The 14,952-nt window shown below is 47.2% G+C and carries 16 protein-coding genes; 10 read left to right on the top strand and 6 right to left on the bottom strand.

The window, feature by feature from the left end; genetic code table 11:
• Positions 1–44 precede the first annotated feature (44 nt).
• Genes AC5LIL_RS12670 through AC5LIL_RS12660 form a run of 3 tightly spaced genes read left to right on the top strand, consistent with a single transcriptional unit; the run spans position 45 to position 1,522 of the window.
• Positions 45–515: a hypothetical protein gene (locus AC5LIL_RS12670; RefSeq protein WP_499824280.1), complete on the top strand. Its 471-nt coding sequence runs from the start codon at positions 45–47 to the stop codon at positions 513–515.
• Between the two features lie 58 nt (positions 516–573).
• Positions 574–1,065 carry a hypothetical protein gene (locus AC5LIL_RS12665; protein ID WP_499824279.1) on the top strand — a complete coding sequence of 164 codons (492 nt, stop codon included), beginning with the start codon at positions 574–576 and terminating at the stop codon, positions 1,063–1,065.
• Complete coding sequence (locus AC5LIL_RS12660; RefSeq protein WP_499824278.1) at positions 1,058–1,522, top strand: hypothetical protein; 465 nt, start codon at positions 1,058–1,060, stop codon at positions 1,520–1,522. The genes AC5LIL_RS12665 and AC5LIL_RS12660 overlap by 8 nt, the downstream gene beginning before the upstream one ends.
• A gap of 120 nt (positions 1,523–1,642) precedes the next feature.
• Here the strand turns inward: AC5LIL_RS12660 and AC5LIL_RS12655 are convergent, their stop codons facing one another.
• The 3 genes from AC5LIL_RS12655 to AC5LIL_RS12645 form a co-directional block, all read right to left on the bottom strand.
• On the bottom strand, positions 1,643–2,371 hold the full coding sequence (locus tag AC5LIL_RS12655) for an ATP-binding cassette domain-containing protein (RefSeq protein WP_499824277.1): 729 nt from the start codon (positions 2,369–2,371) through the stop codon (positions 1,643–1,645).
• A gap of 9 nt (positions 2,372–2,380) precedes the next feature.
• Complete coding sequence (locus AC5LIL_RS12650; RefSeq protein WP_499824276.1) at positions 2,381–3,106, bottom strand: hypothetical protein; 726 nt, start codon at positions 3,104–3,106, stop codon at positions 2,381–2,383.
• A 114-nt stretch (positions 3,107–3,220) separates the two neighbouring features.
• Positions 3,221–4,717 (bottom strand): phytoene desaturase family protein, encoded by a 1,497-nt coding sequence (locus AC5LIL_RS12645; RefSeq protein ID WP_499824275.1) that lies wholly within the window; start codon positions 4,715–4,717, stop codon positions 3,221–3,223.
• Positions 4,718–4,903: 186 nt separating this feature from the next.
• Here AC5LIL_RS12645 and AC5LIL_RS12640 point away from each other — a divergent pair, with 186 nt between their 5' ends.
• Positions 4,904–5,287: a hypothetical protein gene (locus AC5LIL_RS12640; RefSeq protein WP_499824274.1), complete on the top strand. Its 384-nt coding sequence runs from the start codon at positions 4,904–4,906 to the stop codon at positions 5,285–5,287.
• Positions 5,288–5,327: 40 nt separating this feature from the next.
• Here the strand turns inward: AC5LIL_RS12640 and AC5LIL_RS12635 are convergent, their stop codons facing one another.
• Positions 5,328–5,927 carry a TetR/AcrR family transcriptional regulator gene (locus tag AC5LIL_RS12635; protein ID WP_499824273.1) on the bottom strand — a complete coding sequence of 200 codons (600 nt, stop codon included), beginning with the start codon at positions 5,925–5,927 and terminating at the stop codon, positions 5,328–5,330.
• 171 nt (positions 5,928–6,098) lie between these two features.
• On the opposite strand from AC5LIL_RS12635, the gene AC5LIL_RS12630 reads away from it, so the two are divergent.
• Together AC5LIL_RS12630 and AC5LIL_RS12625 are read left to right on the top strand one after the other, a co-directional pair.
• Positions 6,099–6,827, top strand: coding sequence for an ABC transporter ATP-binding protein (locus AC5LIL_RS12630; protein ID WP_499824272.1), 729 nt, complete (start codon positions 6,099–6,101; stop codon positions 6,825–6,827).
• Entirely contained in the window at positions 6,820–7,833 is a 1,014-nt protein-coding gene (locus AC5LIL_RS12625) for an ABC transporter permease (protein WP_499824271.1), read from the top strand. The genes AC5LIL_RS12630 and AC5LIL_RS12625 overlap by 8 nt, the downstream gene beginning before the upstream one ends.
• 198 nt (positions 7,834–8,031) lie before the next feature.
• On the opposite strand, the gene AC5LIL_RS12620 is transcribed toward AC5LIL_RS12625, so the two are convergent.
• The gene (locus tag AC5LIL_RS12620; protein ID WP_499824270.1) at positions 8,032–8,655 is read right to left on the bottom strand and encodes a glucosaminidase domain-containing protein; all 624 of its coding nucleotides are present in this window, start codon (positions 8,653–8,655) and stop codon (positions 8,032–8,034) included.
• A gap of 140 nt (positions 8,656–8,795) precedes the next feature.
• Complete coding sequence (locus AC5LIL_RS12615; protein ID WP_499824269.1) at positions 8,796–10,292, bottom strand: MDR family MFS transporter; 1,497 nt, start codon at positions 10,290–10,292, stop codon at positions 8,796–8,798.
• 164 nt (positions 10,293–10,456) lie between these two features.
• Between AC5LIL_RS12615 and AC5LIL_RS12610 the strand changes: the two genes are divergently transcribed.
• The 4 genes from AC5LIL_RS12610 (at position 10,457) to AC5LIL_RS12595 (ending at position 14,950) form a co-directional block, all read left to right on the top strand.
• Positions 10,457–11,329 (top strand): TetR/AcrR family transcriptional regulator, encoded by an 873-nt coding sequence (locus tag AC5LIL_RS12610; protein ID WP_274664956.1) that lies wholly within the window; start codon positions 10,457–10,459, stop codon positions 11,327–11,329.
• A gap of 146 nt (positions 11,330–11,475) precedes the next feature.
• Positions 11,476–12,489 (top strand): LacI family DNA-binding transcriptional regulator, encoded by a 1,014-nt coding sequence (locus AC5LIL_RS12605; RefSeq protein WP_214748647.1) that lies wholly within the window; start codon positions 11,476–11,478, stop codon positions 12,487–12,489.
• Between the two features lie 202 nt (positions 12,490–12,691).
• Complete coding sequence (locus tag AC5LIL_RS12600) at positions 12,692–13,993, top strand: ABC transporter substrate-binding protein (RefSeq protein ID WP_214786128.1); 1,302 nt, start codon at positions 12,692–12,694, stop codon at positions 13,991–13,993.
• A 57-nt stretch (positions 13,994–14,050) separates the two neighbouring features.
• On the top strand, positions 14,051–14,950 hold the full coding sequence (locus tag AC5LIL_RS12595; RefSeq protein ID WP_015880663.1) for a carbohydrate ABC transporter permease: 900 nt from the start codon (positions 14,051–14,053) through the stop codon (positions 14,948–14,950).
• The last annotated feature ends 2 nt before the right edge of the window (positions 14,951–14,952 follow it).

The following is a 14,952-nucleotide window of genomic DNA, read 5'->3' as shown; positions in this document are numbered from 1 at the left end:
ATGTAGAGAGAATTGGATGTTTTTTACTGTTGGAGGTGTGTGATGTGTTACGAGAAGAACGAATGGAGTATTTGTACGACAAATCGTGGAATAAAAAAGGTCCGCTCTTTGTGATGATAGTCGGTGTAGTGACAGCACTTTGGTTATGGTTCAATGACTCAAGAATGAACCTGTCACTCTTCATCTTTTGTGCGGCAGTGTTCATGCCACTTCTGGTTGCGACGTGGCACAAACTGCAGTTGTTTTTACAGTTCAATGACTCATCTACATACCAACGCTTCATTTATTTGAAAGGCGCGATCCAGTTCGTCCTTTTGATTGGTGTCATGTCAATGTTGATGTTCTATTCATTGAAGTACATTACGCTAGACACGATGAGTCTTGGGGGAGCTGTTCTCATCGCGAGTTGCCTACTTCTTGAGTCATGGGTGGATTGGAAGGTTCTGAAGATTGATGACGAACATGTCGTCGAGAGTTTATTGGAGTTGATGAATCGGGAGAAGCGTAAGGGATGAAACGAATCGAGAATAGGTTTCGTACATAAAACTAACGAGAACACTCGAGGGGGATTCGATGGTAGACCATGAAGTTAGATTAGAACGAATGTTGAAAGATGATGAGAAACGAAAGAGACAAATGGTGATTCCGCTAATCGGCGTCATGTTGCTCTTCTTTTTATATTTTTGGAAGACGGATATTCTCTTATTGTTACCGATGCTTCTCGTTGGACAAGTTCCGCTCTTGTATCATGCATGGCATCGCAAAAAGTTACTCCTTTTATTTAACGAGGACACGCGATACCAACAACTTGTGCGGTTCGAGTTTTTATTGAATTTTGCTCAGCCGCTTCTGCTTCTCATCCTGATTGCTTGTATAGAGCTTGAATGGATTACATTACTCACGTTCATCATCGCAGCGTTTATCGGAATCATCAGCTTGTTGACGTTAAGCGTTCGCTTAGACCGCAAGCTAAAAGAAATCGACCCGTTACATGTGACGGGTGTCGAGCTCGGCCATGTCCAATTTGAGCGGAAGAAACAAAAAAGGAGGAAGGTGAATGGATAAACAAGAGCGTCTCCCCAAAATGGTCGAACAGGACCTTGACGCCCGAGGGATCAGCGCGATATTCGGGATCATCGGTCTGTTTCTCTTACTGGTTGTTTCGGTCATAAAAGGGATCACGGTGACGACGGTTGCCTTCTCTTTTCTCGTGACCCAACTGCCGATGCTCTATCAAGCATGGCGACGGATGAAACTGTTACGCACATTCAACGAAGACGAGGAATATCAACGCCTCGTGCGCCGAGAATTTCTAATCATCGTCACTATGTTTGTGTCACTTGGTGTATTCACTTTCCTCACGAAGTTCGTACTCGATTCGATGCAGGAACTACTCGGTGTCGCATTGATAGGCGTCATCCCGCTTCTCATCTTGTACATCCCGATGGACCGTAAATTACGTGAAGCGGATCCTGAGCATGTGACCAATCGAGAGTTACGACGCGCACGTCGTGAACAATAAAAATCAGCTCTGACGTGTGTCAGAGCTGATTTTCTTATGAGAACATGGAGATGAGAAAGCCGCAGACGACCATGCCGATCGTATAGAATGTAAACCGGTGTCGTTCCCAAAACGAGTCGTTCATTGTGTCACCGCCACATCATCAAGCGGTGTGTCGACCATCCGAACGAACGCTTCATCCGGGTCGGTCGTTCCAGATTCTTTGAGCCAGTCCTGGAAGTCCCCTTCATACAAAATACGTCCGCCGTGTAGGAAGATGACGTGGGCATCGAGTTGAACTAAGTCATGCAACTGATGCGTCGAGATGAGGCATGTCTTACCGTCATCGACGAGTCGCTGCAGGCGACGCATGATTTGAATGCGTGACGCCGGGTCGACCCCGCTCGTTGGCTCATCGAATAAGTAGAGGGAACGCTTGATGGAAGACAATAGTGTCACGAAGAGCCATTTTTTCTCCCCGACAGACATCTTCCCGAGTTTCATCGTCCATAGATGTTCGAACAGTTCTTGTTCTCGGGACGTCGAAAGATTGTTTATATAAGACTCAAGTTTCTTGAAGTCGGGGCGCTTTGACAGACGTCCGATGAAATAGGCGAAGTCTTTTCCTGTCAACTCATGATGGTTGTACATGAGTTGTGTCAAATACAACATGTCCGTTGTCGGAACGAGGTCGAGTGACGCTTTGTCAACGGGAAGGGTACCCGTCATACTATCAAACAGTGTCGTCTTGCCGGCACCGTTTTGTCCGATCAACACATTCAGCTTATTTGGTTGCAGGGTGAACGAGACGCCGTCGAGTACAGGGCGCGTCGCTTTCGGATAGCGATACGTGAGTTGGTTTACGTGCATAAGAACCTCCTAGCGTGTGATGAGTGAGACGAGACTGAAGCGTTTCAACGCAATCGCACCGATGATGAAGTAACCGAGTACGGAAAGGAATGTCGCCCATACTCCGAACGAGAGATCGACTTGAGTCGTCAGATGCAGCAACCCGAGCGCGAATTCATGGAGCGCGTAGAACGGGTTGAGGAAGCTGAACCATTGATTAGGTGACTTGATTGCCAATAAAAAGAGTGGGAACATGAGAATGTTCGCAAACGTTCCGAGACTCGATACTTTCACTGGAAGTGCCGTGATGGCAACACTGGCAACCGCGAACGGGATACTCCCAATCAATACGAGTAGAGACGTTGCAATCAATTTGAACGAGAAGAATCCGTGTACGAGCGTAACGACCGTTGTGAATAAAAGTAGGCTGATGGAGGCGAATAGAAGTTGCGCCAAGATGACGGCGATGACGTATGTCAGTTTGTTCCCGGAAATCATCACGTATGTTTTCATCAGTCCATATTCGCGCATGCGGGCGAGTTCGATGCCCACACCGTTCACATATGTAGCAAGAATAATATACACCCAGAAATAAGAGAGTCCTGGGTAGTATTCTGCTGTCGTTGCTTGGCGAATATCTGCAAACGACTGCGTCAAGGCGATGACAAGTGGAATCCCTAGTGTCCAAAAGAATGGAACTTTATCCGTGACGACAACTTTGGCATACATAAAGAAATAACTTGTGATTTGATGCATCCTGTTCCTCCGTTTGTCTATTTGATTGTTTGTATCGTACCACACTATACGGAATGGATTTGGAAAAAGTTTCAAAAAAATAATCCCTCATATCGAATGAGGGATGAAAGAAAGTCATTTCACTTTGTCGCGCTTCGCGATTTTGTCGCTCACTTGCTGACCGCTGAGCGTCACCATCGGCATGCCACCGCCCGGGTTGACGGTTCCCCCGACAAAGTAGAGGTTGTGATAGAGTTCGCTCTGCTTCTTATGCTTGAATCCACCGTTCCGATTTTTGTCGGCGACCGTACCATAAATGGCACCTCGGTCTGACCCATACGTCCGCTCGATATCATGAGGTGTCCATACGTCACGCGTCACCGTATGTTCACGCAGACCATCAAGACCCATGCGTTCTAACTTATCGAGTACACGCTCTTCAAAGGCGGCGTACTCTTCTTCGGTGAACGGATTGTCTTGGATATACGGGATGTGTGGCAAGATTTTAATGTTCTCATGTCCCGGTGGCGCTTGAGTCGCATCGGTCTTGTTGACGTTGACGAGATAAATCGTCGGGTCGTCTGGAAGTTCGTGTTTCTCAAAGATTTTATCCATCTGCTCATGCAAATTTTCAGAGAAGAAGAAGTTATGATGCGCAAGCTGAGGATAGGCTTTCTTCACCCCGAGATGGAGGACGAATCCAGAGCTGGCCGGTTCATATTTATCGACGAGTTTGTCGACGTACTGTTCGTCCGCGTCGACCATTTTCTGATAGAACGGGATGACTTCCATGTTCGAGACAAAATAATCGGCCGAACGGAGACGTCCATCCTCAAGTTCGATCGCTGAGATCTTTTCATTCACCGTATGGGCACGGACGACGCCCTGACCGGTATGTAGCTTCACACCGATTTCTTCGGCAAGCTTTGTCAATCCTTCCGCGAGCTTGTGGGTCCCACCTTCGACGTACCAACAGCCTTGGGCGTACTGCATGTAAATCATCATGTTTAAGACGGCTGGTGCGTTATAAGGAGACGACCCGACATATTTGACGTAATACGACAGCATGTCCCGAAGATGCGGATTACTGATGCGCTTCTTGATGGCGCTATACATCGTCGACGTCAAATCGAACCCAAAGAGCGTTGGGAAGATCCCCGTCTTCATGACGGCTTCTAAAGGTGACTCAAACCCTTCAGCTAAGTAGCCTTTCTCGGTCGTCTTATAAATGCGGGCTGCGTAATTCAACAGTTCACGATATTCTTGCATGTCTTTTCGAGAGAGGGAGGGATTCGCGCGTTGCATCTGTTCGAGGTCATGATAGAGGTCGAGCACAGTCTCGTCCGGGAAGAACGAGCGCCATTCGAGCTCAAGCCGCTGGATGGAAACATAGTCCTCCATCCGTTTGCCGCTTCCGCGGAACAGTTTGTCGAAGATATGGGGCATCGTTAAAATCGAGGGTCCGAGGTCGAAGCCGAATCCGTCTTGTTCGAGACGGTTCACTTTCCCTCCGATGTGGTCGTTCTTTTCGTAGAGTGAGACGTCGTATCCCTTTTGAGCGAGCGAGATGGCTGCTGACAATCCACCGAGCCCTCCGCCGATGACGATGACCGATTTATCCACTGATGGCATATATTCGCCGCCTTTCCGAAGTATTATTTTCAAAAAACAGAATGATTGCTACCTCTTCTATTCCCGTTTCTAAATGAATCGAACATGCTTTTACGGATTTGCCACATCCACAAAGATGTCATCCCTGAACGGGGAAAAGTTTTGTATAGTAAGGGAACAGAGTCTGAACGAAAGTAGGAATATAAGATGATCGTAAAAACAATCACGCTTCACTTTGCGAACGGGGATGAAATCACGATCCCGTTTGATGATATCGAATCGTGTCGGATGCATGATATTCAAGACGGGATGCGTGTTGCGGCGGATGGACAATTGATCAAAGAAAAAGTGATGCATGGACTCGACCTCGTGTTAAACGACTCAGCGAATCAATTGGAATGGGATGGTGAGAGTAAACCGTTTGAACGCATCATGCGAATCGCTGACTTACAGCACCTCGCTTTTGAGTTTGAAGGGATGCGAGGAAAGTCATACCGCATTGCCTGGCATGATTTAGAGGCAGTACAGAACGCTTATCAGACGACAGCGGAAGACAATGGGAACTTGCATGTGCATGTTCGCATTCCGTAAAAAGGGCCTCTCGCAACGTGTGCGGGAGGCTTTAATTGTTTCACTTCACACCACCAGCGACGAGTGGTCCTTCAAACGTGATCGTATAGATAATCCGAGCGATGTCTTCTGCTGTCTCTTCTGCTGACGGATTATTCAACCATTCGTAGATGACCCCCATGTGCGCCGAAGAGAGATAGGCGACGAGATACGGGGGCGGCACCATCATTTTGTCCGGGTCAAACAACGTAGCAGGCGAACGCTGAAACAAGGCAGCCTGCATGAATGCACGGAGCTTCGTCTGAAATGTCGGGTCTCCGTTCGGTCCAAGCAGTGGCTTCATGATGATTTGGTTGTCTTCGATGAAGCGGATGAACGGAATGAGGTAATGGTACGAGTTGTCGGTCCGTTCGTCTCCGAAGATGTGTGGCAAGTGATAAATCAACTTCTGTTCAGCCTCTTCAAAGATTTCGTTGACGCATTTCTCCATCAACTCGAACTTATCCACATAGTGGCTATAAAAGGTTCCTCGATTGATACCGGCCCGTTCGGTCAATTGCTTGACGGTGACGGCTTCAAATCCCTGTTCTTCAATAAGACTGAAGAAGGCATCTTTGATCAACTTCTTCGTCCGGATGACGCGTAAATCAGTCTGTTCCATCCATTTTCTCCTTTTCTTCAACATATTCAGACCATCTGTCGGAAAACCGACACGATGACTGATATTGACGATTGTTGCCACCGTGAACGAGGTCTATACTAAACTTATAAACCAACACGGTGTTGATTATCTTGAGTATACACGATGAGGCGCCGAAAAGGAGTGATAAGCATGAACATTCAATTGCAACACGTCGACAAGTCGTTCGGTGACCAGCTCGCCATCGACAACATCGACTTCACGATTCCGTCCGGTGAGATTTGCTGCTTGCTCGGACCATCTGGATCGGGGAAGACGACGCTCATTCGACTCATGATTGGCGCACTTGCACCGGACAAAGGAAGTGTCCATATCGGGGAAACAAAGATGCCGAATATGGCCATGCTCCAACAAATCGGATTTATGCCGCAAAACGATGGGTTGTACGAAGACCTGGCGGCCGAGGCGAACCTTGCCTTCTTCGGTTCGATTTATAAGTTAGGGAAAAAGGCGCTTCAGGAACGGATCACCGAAGTGCTCGCGCTTGTTGATTTAACAAACGATCGACATAAACTCGTCCGTAATTTTTCGGGAGGGATGAAGAAACGTCTTTCCTTAGCCATTGCGATCCTTCATAAGCCGGACGTGTTGTTTCTCGATGAGCCGACGGTCGGGATTGATCCGATTTTACGCCGTCAGATTTGGGATCAGTTCCAAACGATTCGAGCGGAAGGGACGACCATCATCGTCTCGACACACGTCATGGATGAAGTGCTCGAGTGTGACCGTGCTGCACTCGTCTATAATGGACGATTGATTGCGTACGATCATGTGCAAGACTTGCTCGACCAGACCGAGAACGGTCGCGTGGAAGAGTTGTTCTTGATTGCTGGGAAAGAGGAGGTGGGCGGTCATGCGTAATTTAGCGAAACGTGTCATCTTCCAGACGTTGAACGACAAGCGCAGTGTCGCCTTGATTTTAATCGCACCGCTTCTCATTTTGACACTCGTCTACTTCTTACTCGGAGACTCGGATTATGTGCCGACCGTCGTCCTCGACGAAAATGCACCAGAACAGCTCGTCATCGCATTTGAGGACGAGACGCTCGAAGTGGAACAGGCATCGTTCGATGATTCGAAGACGTATATCGAAGACAATGAACAGGTCGATGCCGTTTTTGAAATGAATCAGGAAGGTACGACTATCACGTTACGTGAGCCGTCGACGAAGTCTTCGAAGGCGGTTCGCGAGATTCAAGATGCGTTGACGACGCTCAATCCTGCAGCCGAGATCGATACGGCATTCGTCTATGGAGAAGAAGACCAATCTACGTTCGATTCGTTCGGCTTCGTCTTCCTATCCCTCTTTTCATTCTTCTTCGTGTTCATCCTTTCTGCGATGGCACTCGTCAAAGAACGGAGTGGCGGAACGCTCGAACGACTCTTGATGACTCCAATCAAGCGAGGACAAGTCATTTTAGGATATACGCTCGGGTACGGAACGTTTGCGGTCGTTCAGTCGATTTTCATCGTGCTCTATTCGATTTATGTGCTCGGTCTTTCTTCTCTTGGGAACATGGCATGGGTCATGTTGACGATGCTACTCATGGCGGGTACGGCGGTTCTCTTCGGAGCGACCATCTCGGTGTTTGCCCGTTCGGAATTACAAGTCGTACAGATGATTCCGTTCACCATCATCCCGCAGGTGTTCTTCTCGGGACTCATCCCGCTCGACTTGATTCCATATGGTCTCGGGAACTTGAGTTACGTCATGCCAATCTTTTACGGAGCAACAGCAATCAAGGAAGTCATGATTTACGGTAGCGGCTTCTCAGGCATCTGGGTGTATTTACTCGGATTGATTCTCTATGCAGGTGTCTTGTATCTCTTAAATATGCGGGCACTCGGAAAATACAGAGGACATTGAGTTAAATAAACGTTAGCGAAAGCCGTGGTACTTATAGAGCGCCATGGCTTTTTGTTTATCCACAAAAAAAGCACTCGGACAATTGCCCGAAATGCTCATTAGCGCTTGAGTAACAACATCACGCCGGTCACGAATAGTGCGATTCCGCTCGCGAGTCTAACTTGTTTGCACGTCACGTTCTTTCACCCCTACATTTCTTCATCGTTTTGCTTTAGCGACACGTTTCGGTGTTTTCGACATTTCTTGATAAATCGAAAGAATCTCGTTTCCGTAATTTCCTTTTGGCTGCATGGCCCACTTTCGGTGAAGTGACGGCCAAGTCGTCGCAGAGCCCCGTTTGACGAGGTGGAAGCGTGGATCGACTTTTGTCATATTCAATGCATCTTTTGAGGCGTATGCCTTTAGATGCTGAATTTGAGCGGTTACGCCTTGGTGTGGTGAACGGAAAAAGTGTCCCTTCACGCCGTTCCCAGTCGTCCCAATCCCTGAGTAGTTATGCTGCTTTGGAAGGACATCGCCGCCATAACGGAAATACCCTGTCTCTTTTAGTGCCTGTGCGAACGCAACATCACCACGGACGCCTTCTTTTGCACCGATGATGACGAAAAGTTTCGCCAAATCTTCGACAGACGTTTTCGCGAGCCGGACATCACGAGGATTCTTTTGTTTTACGTAATCCGCCATTTGTTGCGGAGTTAAAGCCGATACTCCCATGATAGCACGATTCTGCTTCTTTGGGGCCGCCTCAACGATTAAGTCAGTCGAGACGAAAGATGAAGTGACCAGAAGAACAACAATGATAAAGCCGAACACTTTTTTCATAATATGTACCCTCCTAAACGAATCCTATCCATTGAGAAATAATACCATATATGTATTGAAGTTTAATTTCATATTTATGCATGAAGGAAATGAGAAATTAAAAGCCGTTCTGAATCGATCATTCAGAACGGCTTTTCCTATTAATTTGCTTGTTTCAATTCTTCGACGGTCTCTACTTGATCATCAAACTTACGAACATCCACTCGTTTTACGAAGAACGCAAGGACAAGCGCCAAGAGGTTCATCCCGAGTGCGACATAAAATGAATATTGAATTCCAGATAAGAGGGCTTGTTGAGTGATGGCACCCATCGAGCTTTCTGTGAGCGTCGCAGGATCGACTCCCGTCATCAATGATTCAGCTTCCGTACGTGTCACCGAGTTCATAATAGTGACGAGTACTGCCGTACCAATCGCACCAGATACTTGTTGGGCCGTGTTGTTGATAGCCGTTCCATGCGGATTAAGGCGAGTCGGTAATTGGTTCAATCCATTAGTCATGATCGGCATCATGACCATTGACATCCCAAACATACGCAACGTGTACGTTAAGACGATGTATGTGTAGGTCGAGTCAAGTTGGACGTTTGCGAGCATGTACGTCGACACGGCGGTGATTGTCAATCCGGTAAGTGCCAATAGTTTTGGTCCGAATCGGTCAAACAGTTTACCTGTGATCGGCGACATGATTCCCATGATGATCGCACCAGGGAGAAGCATGAGCCCTGAATCGAGTGGTGAGATGCCACGAACGCTTTGGACGTAAGCCGGTGTCAAAATCATACCGGAGAACATCGCGACTGCGTTGACCATCGCAATGACTGACGCGAGTGCGAACATCGGATGTTTATAAGCACGCAAGTCGAGTAATGGTTTTTCCATATGGAGCTGACGATAAATGAATGCGATCAACGAGATGGTACCGACAATCATCGTCGCCAAGACGATTGGGTTATCCCAGCCGTCCGAGCTTGCTGAGCTGACACCGTACAAAATCCCACCAAATCCGAGCGTCGATAAGACGAGTGACAAGTAATCGAGTGACTGATCTTTATTTTGGACCATGACGTTCTCCGCTTTCCAAACAGCGAGCGCGAGACCGATGATGGCGAGCGGTAAAATCATTTCGAATAAGACGCGCCAGTCATAGTACTCGACGATATAACCCGAGAGTGTCGGTCCAATCGCAGGTGCCGAGATCATGACGAGCCCGAAGATTCCCATCGCCATCCCACGTTTTTCACGCGGGAAACTGACGAGCATGACGTTCATTAAGAGTGGCCCCATCGTGGAGGCTCCGACGGCCTGAATCATCCGACCGCTCAACAACCAGCCAAAGTTTGGCGAGAAGGCCGCGATCGCCGTACCGATGGCGAAGATACTCATCGAGGTGATGAACAAGCTTCGGTTAGAAAAACGAGTGATTAAATAGGCGGATGCCGGGACGAGTACACCTGTCACGAGCATAAAGCCTGTCGCAAGCCATTGTACGGTCGAGTAGTCTGCAATCTCGAGATCGACCATGATCGATGGGAGCGCGACGTTGAGTAATGAGTTGTTTAAAAATGCGATAAACGCACCCGCAAAGAGGACCGCCAACATGACGTAAGGCGGTTTCTTTTGGAATTCTGGTTTCATATGGATGGCTCCTTTATTTTCTAAATAGTTATGTGTTGGTAAATGTCGATGAAATGATTTTATACCCGTTGTATAAATAAAGCAACCATTTTGTACTATTAGTCTAAAATGGTTTTCGGTGCTATAGTAAAGGTACAAACCAGACAGAACGGAGTCATGAAAGAATGAAAGAGAAAAAGCGAAAAGTCGCAGATATTGCCATGTCTCTCTTCATCGAAAATGGAGTGCAACACACATCGGTGCAAGAGATTATCGACCGTGCCAATATCTCAAAAGGGACGTTTTATAACTACTTCTCATCGAAGACGGATTGTGTGGCCAGTATCCTCGAGAACTTACGATATGATGCCGGGCAGCGCCGGATTGAGATGCAGATGGGACGAGATAAACGAGATCGTGATGTCTTTATCGAGCAAATCTCGATATTGATTCAATTGAACGAAGAACGGAACTTGCACGCGTTATTTGAATCGATCATGTCGTCAAACGAGAATGAACTGAAGAAACTCGTACTTCAACATCGCATTTATGAAATTGAATGGATTGCGATGCGTTTGACGGAAATCATCGGAGAGGCTGTCAGACCGTATTCGATGGAATTGACGGTGCTCTTCAACGGAATGTTGCAACATATCTTGTTCACGAACCGGATCACGAATGCCGCTTACTCTCCTCAAAAAGTCGTAAGGAGTTTATATACGTACGTAGAACTGATTGCTGCACGAATGATAGAGACAGGGGAGCACGTCTTGAACCCGGTCACGGTCGATCAAATGCGTGGCACGACAGATAAACATCTCATTACGATTGAAGAATTGATTGAGATGGCTGCTCGCATCGAAGAACATGTCGAGATGACGGAAGAACAACGAGATTTGTTCGATGCAATCTCACATGAACTGAAACAAGAACGCCTTCGGAAAATTGTCTTAGAGCAATTGTTGAAGCCGTTTCAGCGTCTATTTAAAGGCGTGACAGGCGAGACGGAAGTCCAAAAGTTTACGAATCTTGTTTGGCTGTATACACGGACACATTAAGGACAAAAATTTCCCGATACAGTAATATAGAAGAAACAAGGAATGGAAAAAAGAATCAAAAAGTTTCCTCGAAAAAGAATTGATTCCTACAAATTCATGCGCTACAATCAAATTACCGAAAGCGCTTTCGGGAAGAGGAGAATAACATGGGTACGATTTATGATTTAGCCAAAAAAACAGGATTCTCAATCACGACAGTGTCCAAAGCGTTGAACAACTACAAAGACGTGAGCGACAAGACGAGAGCAAAGATTCTTCAAGCCGCTGCTGAGATGGACTACTTGCCGAACGCACATGCCCAGTCGTTATCGACGAAAAAATCATGGGCGATCGGGGTCATGTTCTCAGAAGCGAATGAAGTGGGGATGAAACACCCGTTCTTCAACGGAATCATTGAAAGTTTTCGTCACGCGACAGAGGAGCAAGGCTACGATTTAATCTTCGCCTCGCGTAACCTGCGCAACCGTGATATGAGTTATCTCGAACACTTCAAACACCGTGCGGTCGACGGCATCGTCGTCATCTGCTCGGACCGAATGGATGAGCAAGTTCAGGAGCTCATGCGAAGCGACATCCCGATCGTCGTCGTCGATATGGACAGCGCCAATTGTAGCGTCGTCTATTCCGACAACATCGAAGGGGCGCGTCTCGCTGTGAATTATCTGTATGAACTTGGTCATCGAAAAATTGCCCACATCGCTGGGGATGAGACGATTGACGCTGGAGCGGCACGGATCAAAGGATATGAACTTGCGATGCAAGAGCTGAACCTTCCGATTCGACCGGGCTACCTCGTCAACGCCGGTTTCTTCTCAGTAGGAGAAGGGAAGCAAGCGATGGAACGATTGCTTGAACTCGACGATCAACCGACTGCAGTCTTTGTGGCCGGGGATCAAATGGCAATTGGCGTCATCGAAGCGATTCACGAACACGGTCTTCACGTCCCGAATGACATCTCTGTCATCGGATACGACGACATTGAAATGATTCAATACATTACGCCGAAACTGACCACGATTCGCCAAGATACGGATGAAATCGGGGAAGCGGCAGCAGAACTTTTACTTGAACAAATGACCGCGAAAGAGCGACTCACCGAACGTCGCATCATTCCGGTACGCTTAGTAGAACGGGCATCTTGTGCGCCGGTCAAACAGTGATTTATAGCCAATGATATTTCGAAGTCGCTCTCTTTTCTTCAGCGGATGGAGAGGGGAGCGCGATTTCGAAAGTCATTTTTAGAGAAAATCGAAACCGCTTTCGATATTTTATTTCGGATAAACCGAAAGCGCTTTCGACAATTATTCACCTCTTTTTGCAAGCGCTTTCTAATACTACTTATAAAAGGGATGGGAACAACACATGCGTAAATTAGTCAGCTTACTTACACTCGGAGCACTTTCAGTTGGCGTCTTGAGCGGTTGCTCAGACAGCGAAGGCGGAGCTTCAGAATCAAAAGATGACGTCTTAAAAGTCTGGTCGTTTACGGACGAATTAAAAGAACCAATTAAAACATATGAAGAGAAAAACGGTGTCAAAGTTGAATTGACAATCGTTCCAATCGCTGACTATCCAACAAAATTAAAGCCAGCACTTGAAAGCGGCGTTGGCGCACCAGACGTCTTCACAGGAGAAATCGCGTTCCTCAAACAATGGGTAGACGCTGGATATTGGGAAAATCTTTCGGACGAACCATATAGCGTTGATGAAATTGCAGACAACTATGTCCCTTACGTGTTTGATCTTGGAAAAGACAAGGACGGAAACGTTCGCGCTCTTTCATGGCAAACGACACCAGGTGGAATTTACTACAAACGTAGCTTAGCAAAAGAAGTACTCGGTACAGATGACCCAACTGAAATCGGCGAAATGATGAGCTCGATGGACGGCGTCTTCGAAGTTGCGGAGAAGATGAAGCAAAAAGGATATAAAATGTTCCCAGACGAAGGTGCCATCCGTTGGTTCTCACAAGGAGCAAACCCAGAAGCGTGGGTCAACGATAAAAACGAACTCGTCTTAACGGAAGATAAAATCAACTACATGGACTATGCAAAAGAACTTCGTGAGAATCAATACACGGCTCTCGCACCAGAATGGTCACCATCTTGGTTCGAAGGAATGGATAAGCCAATCAAAGTAAAAGAGAACGGAAAAGAGACAGAGACACAAGTCTTCTCATACGTCCTCCCAACATGGGGTCTCCACTCTGTATTGAAAGAAAACGCGAAGCAAACTGCGGGTGACTGGGCTGTCACAAGCGGACCAAGCCCATACTTCTGGGGTGGTACATGGCTCGGTGTTTATGAAGGATCGAAAAATAAAGAAGCAGCTTACGACTTCGTCAAACTCATGACGCAAGATGAAGAGTTCTTGACAGACTGGGCACAAGAAACAGGAGATGTACTTGCCTTCAACCCAGTTACAGACAAAATCAAAGACGACTTCAGTGAAGAGTTCCTCGGTGGACAGAACAACTATGAGTTCTTCCTCGATGAAGCGGATGAAATCACACCAGGAATCGTCACGAAATACGACCAACAGCTCGATACGCTTTACGGAGCATCAGTCCTTCAATACGTAGAAGGTAAGAAGTCAAAAGAAGAAGCGATTGAAGAATTCAAGAAACAAGCGAAAAACGCTTACCCAGACATCGTAGTAAACTGACGATGACCAACACGAGGGGGAACTCCCCCCTCGGTTCTTATGGAAGGAGAAATACACGTGAAAAAACTAGATCGTTACGGCTATCTGTTCATCGCCCCGTTCTGGGTCGTCTTCTTGACGTTCAGCATCTATCCGGTTCTCTTAACACTTTACTATAGCTTCACGAACTATACGGGGAGTCCTGGTGAGGAAGTTGTCGGGTTTGCGAACTATACACGGTTGTTGACGGATACGTACTTTATCGAGGCGTTTTTCAACACCATCAAGATTTGGGGAATTAACTTCGTCTTGCAGATCGGGTTGGCACTTCTATTAGCACTCATCTTCTCAGATCTTCGCTTGAAGTTAAAAGGACTCTCGTTCTTCCGCTCGTTCTTCTATCTTCCAAACTTGATCACGATCAGCTCGGTCGCGCTCTTGTTCGGTATTTTGCTCGACTGGCAACACGGTTCACTCAACATGGTGTTGATGAAAATCGGCTTGATTTCGGATCCAATCAACTGGTTAGCAGAACCAGTGACGGCACAGTTATCCGTTTCGCTCATCTTGACATGGATGTGGTTCGGTCACTCCTTCATCATCGTCATGGCAGGGGTGTCGGGGATCTCGACAGATTACTTCGAAGCCGCTCACATCGACGGTGCGAACCGTTGGCAGATGTTTACGAAAGTGACGTTGCCGCTCCTGAAACCAATCCTTCTCTACATCATGATCACATCGCTCATCGGTGGACTCCAATTGTTCGACCTCCCGATGTTGATTACAGACGGAATTGGATCACCGGACGGTTCATTGAACACGATGGTACTTTACTTGTACAACCAAGCCTTCAAGTACAACAACTACGGCTATGCGTCAGCAGTCGCTTACGGCCTATTCTTGATTACGCTCATCTTCTCAGCGGTCGTCTTCAAGGGTATGTTCCGCAAAGAGCGCGCGACACAGAAGGGGGCGTAAGC

Source organism: Exiguobacterium sp. RM11 (assembly GCF_059821525.1).
The sequence above is the reverse complement of the archived record's forward strand: the minus strand, read 5'-3'. Positions and strand labels throughout refer to the sequence as shown.

Coding starts and splice junctions, on each gene's coding strand:
- AC5LIL_RS12640 (WP_499824274.1), top strand. CDS start 4,904: ATGATCGTAAAAACAATCACGCTTCACTTTGCGAACGGGGATGAAATC.
- AC5LIL_RS12645 (WP_499824275.1), bottom strand. CDS start 4,717: ATGCCATCAGTGGATAAATCGGTCATCGTCATCGGCGGAGGGCTCGGT.
- AC5LIL_RS12650 (WP_499824276.1), bottom strand. CDS start 3,106: ATGCATCAAATCACAAGTTATTTCTTTATGTATGCCAAAGTTGTCGTC.
- AC5LIL_RS12660 (WP_499824278.1), top strand. CDS start 1,058: ATGGATAAACAAGAGCGTCTCCCCAAAATGGTCGAACAGGACCTTGAC.
- AC5LIL_RS12600 (WP_214786128.1), top strand. CDS start 12,692: ATGCGTAAATTAGTCAGCTTACTTACACTCGGAGCACTTTCAGTTGGC.
- AC5LIL_RS12635 (WP_499824273.1), bottom strand. CDS start 5,927: ATGGAACAGACTGATTTACGCGTCATCCGGACGAAGAAGTTGATCAAA.
- AC5LIL_RS12615 (WP_499824269.1), bottom strand. CDS start 10,292: ATGAAACCAGAATTCCAAAAGAAACCGCCTTACGTCATGTTGGCGGTC.
- AC5LIL_RS12665 (WP_499824279.1), top strand. CDS start 574: ATGGTAGACCATGAAGTTAGATTAGAACGAATGTTGAAAGATGATGAG.
- AC5LIL_RS12610 (WP_274664956.1), top strand. CDS start 10,457: ATGAAAGAGAAAAAGCGAAAAGTCGCAGATATTGCCATGTCTCTCTTC.
- AC5LIL_RS12620 (WP_499824270.1), bottom strand. CDS start 8,655: ATGAAAAAAGTGTTCGGCTTTATCATTGTTGTTCTTCTGGTCACTTCA.
- AC5LIL_RS12655 (WP_499824277.1), bottom strand. CDS start 2,371: ATGCACGTAAACCAACTCACGTATCGCTATCCGAAAGCGACGCGCCCT.
- AC5LIL_RS12605 (WP_214748647.1), top strand. CDS start 11,476: ATGGGTACGATTTATGATTTAGCCAAAAAAACAGGATTCTCAATCACG.
- AC5LIL_RS12630 (WP_499824272.1), top strand. CDS start 6,099: ATGAACATTCAATTGCAACACGTCGACAAGTCGTTCGGTGACCAGCTC.
- AC5LIL_RS12625 (WP_499824271.1), top strand. CDS start 6,820: ATGCGTAATTTAGCGAAACGTGTCATCTTCCAGACGTTGAACGACAAG.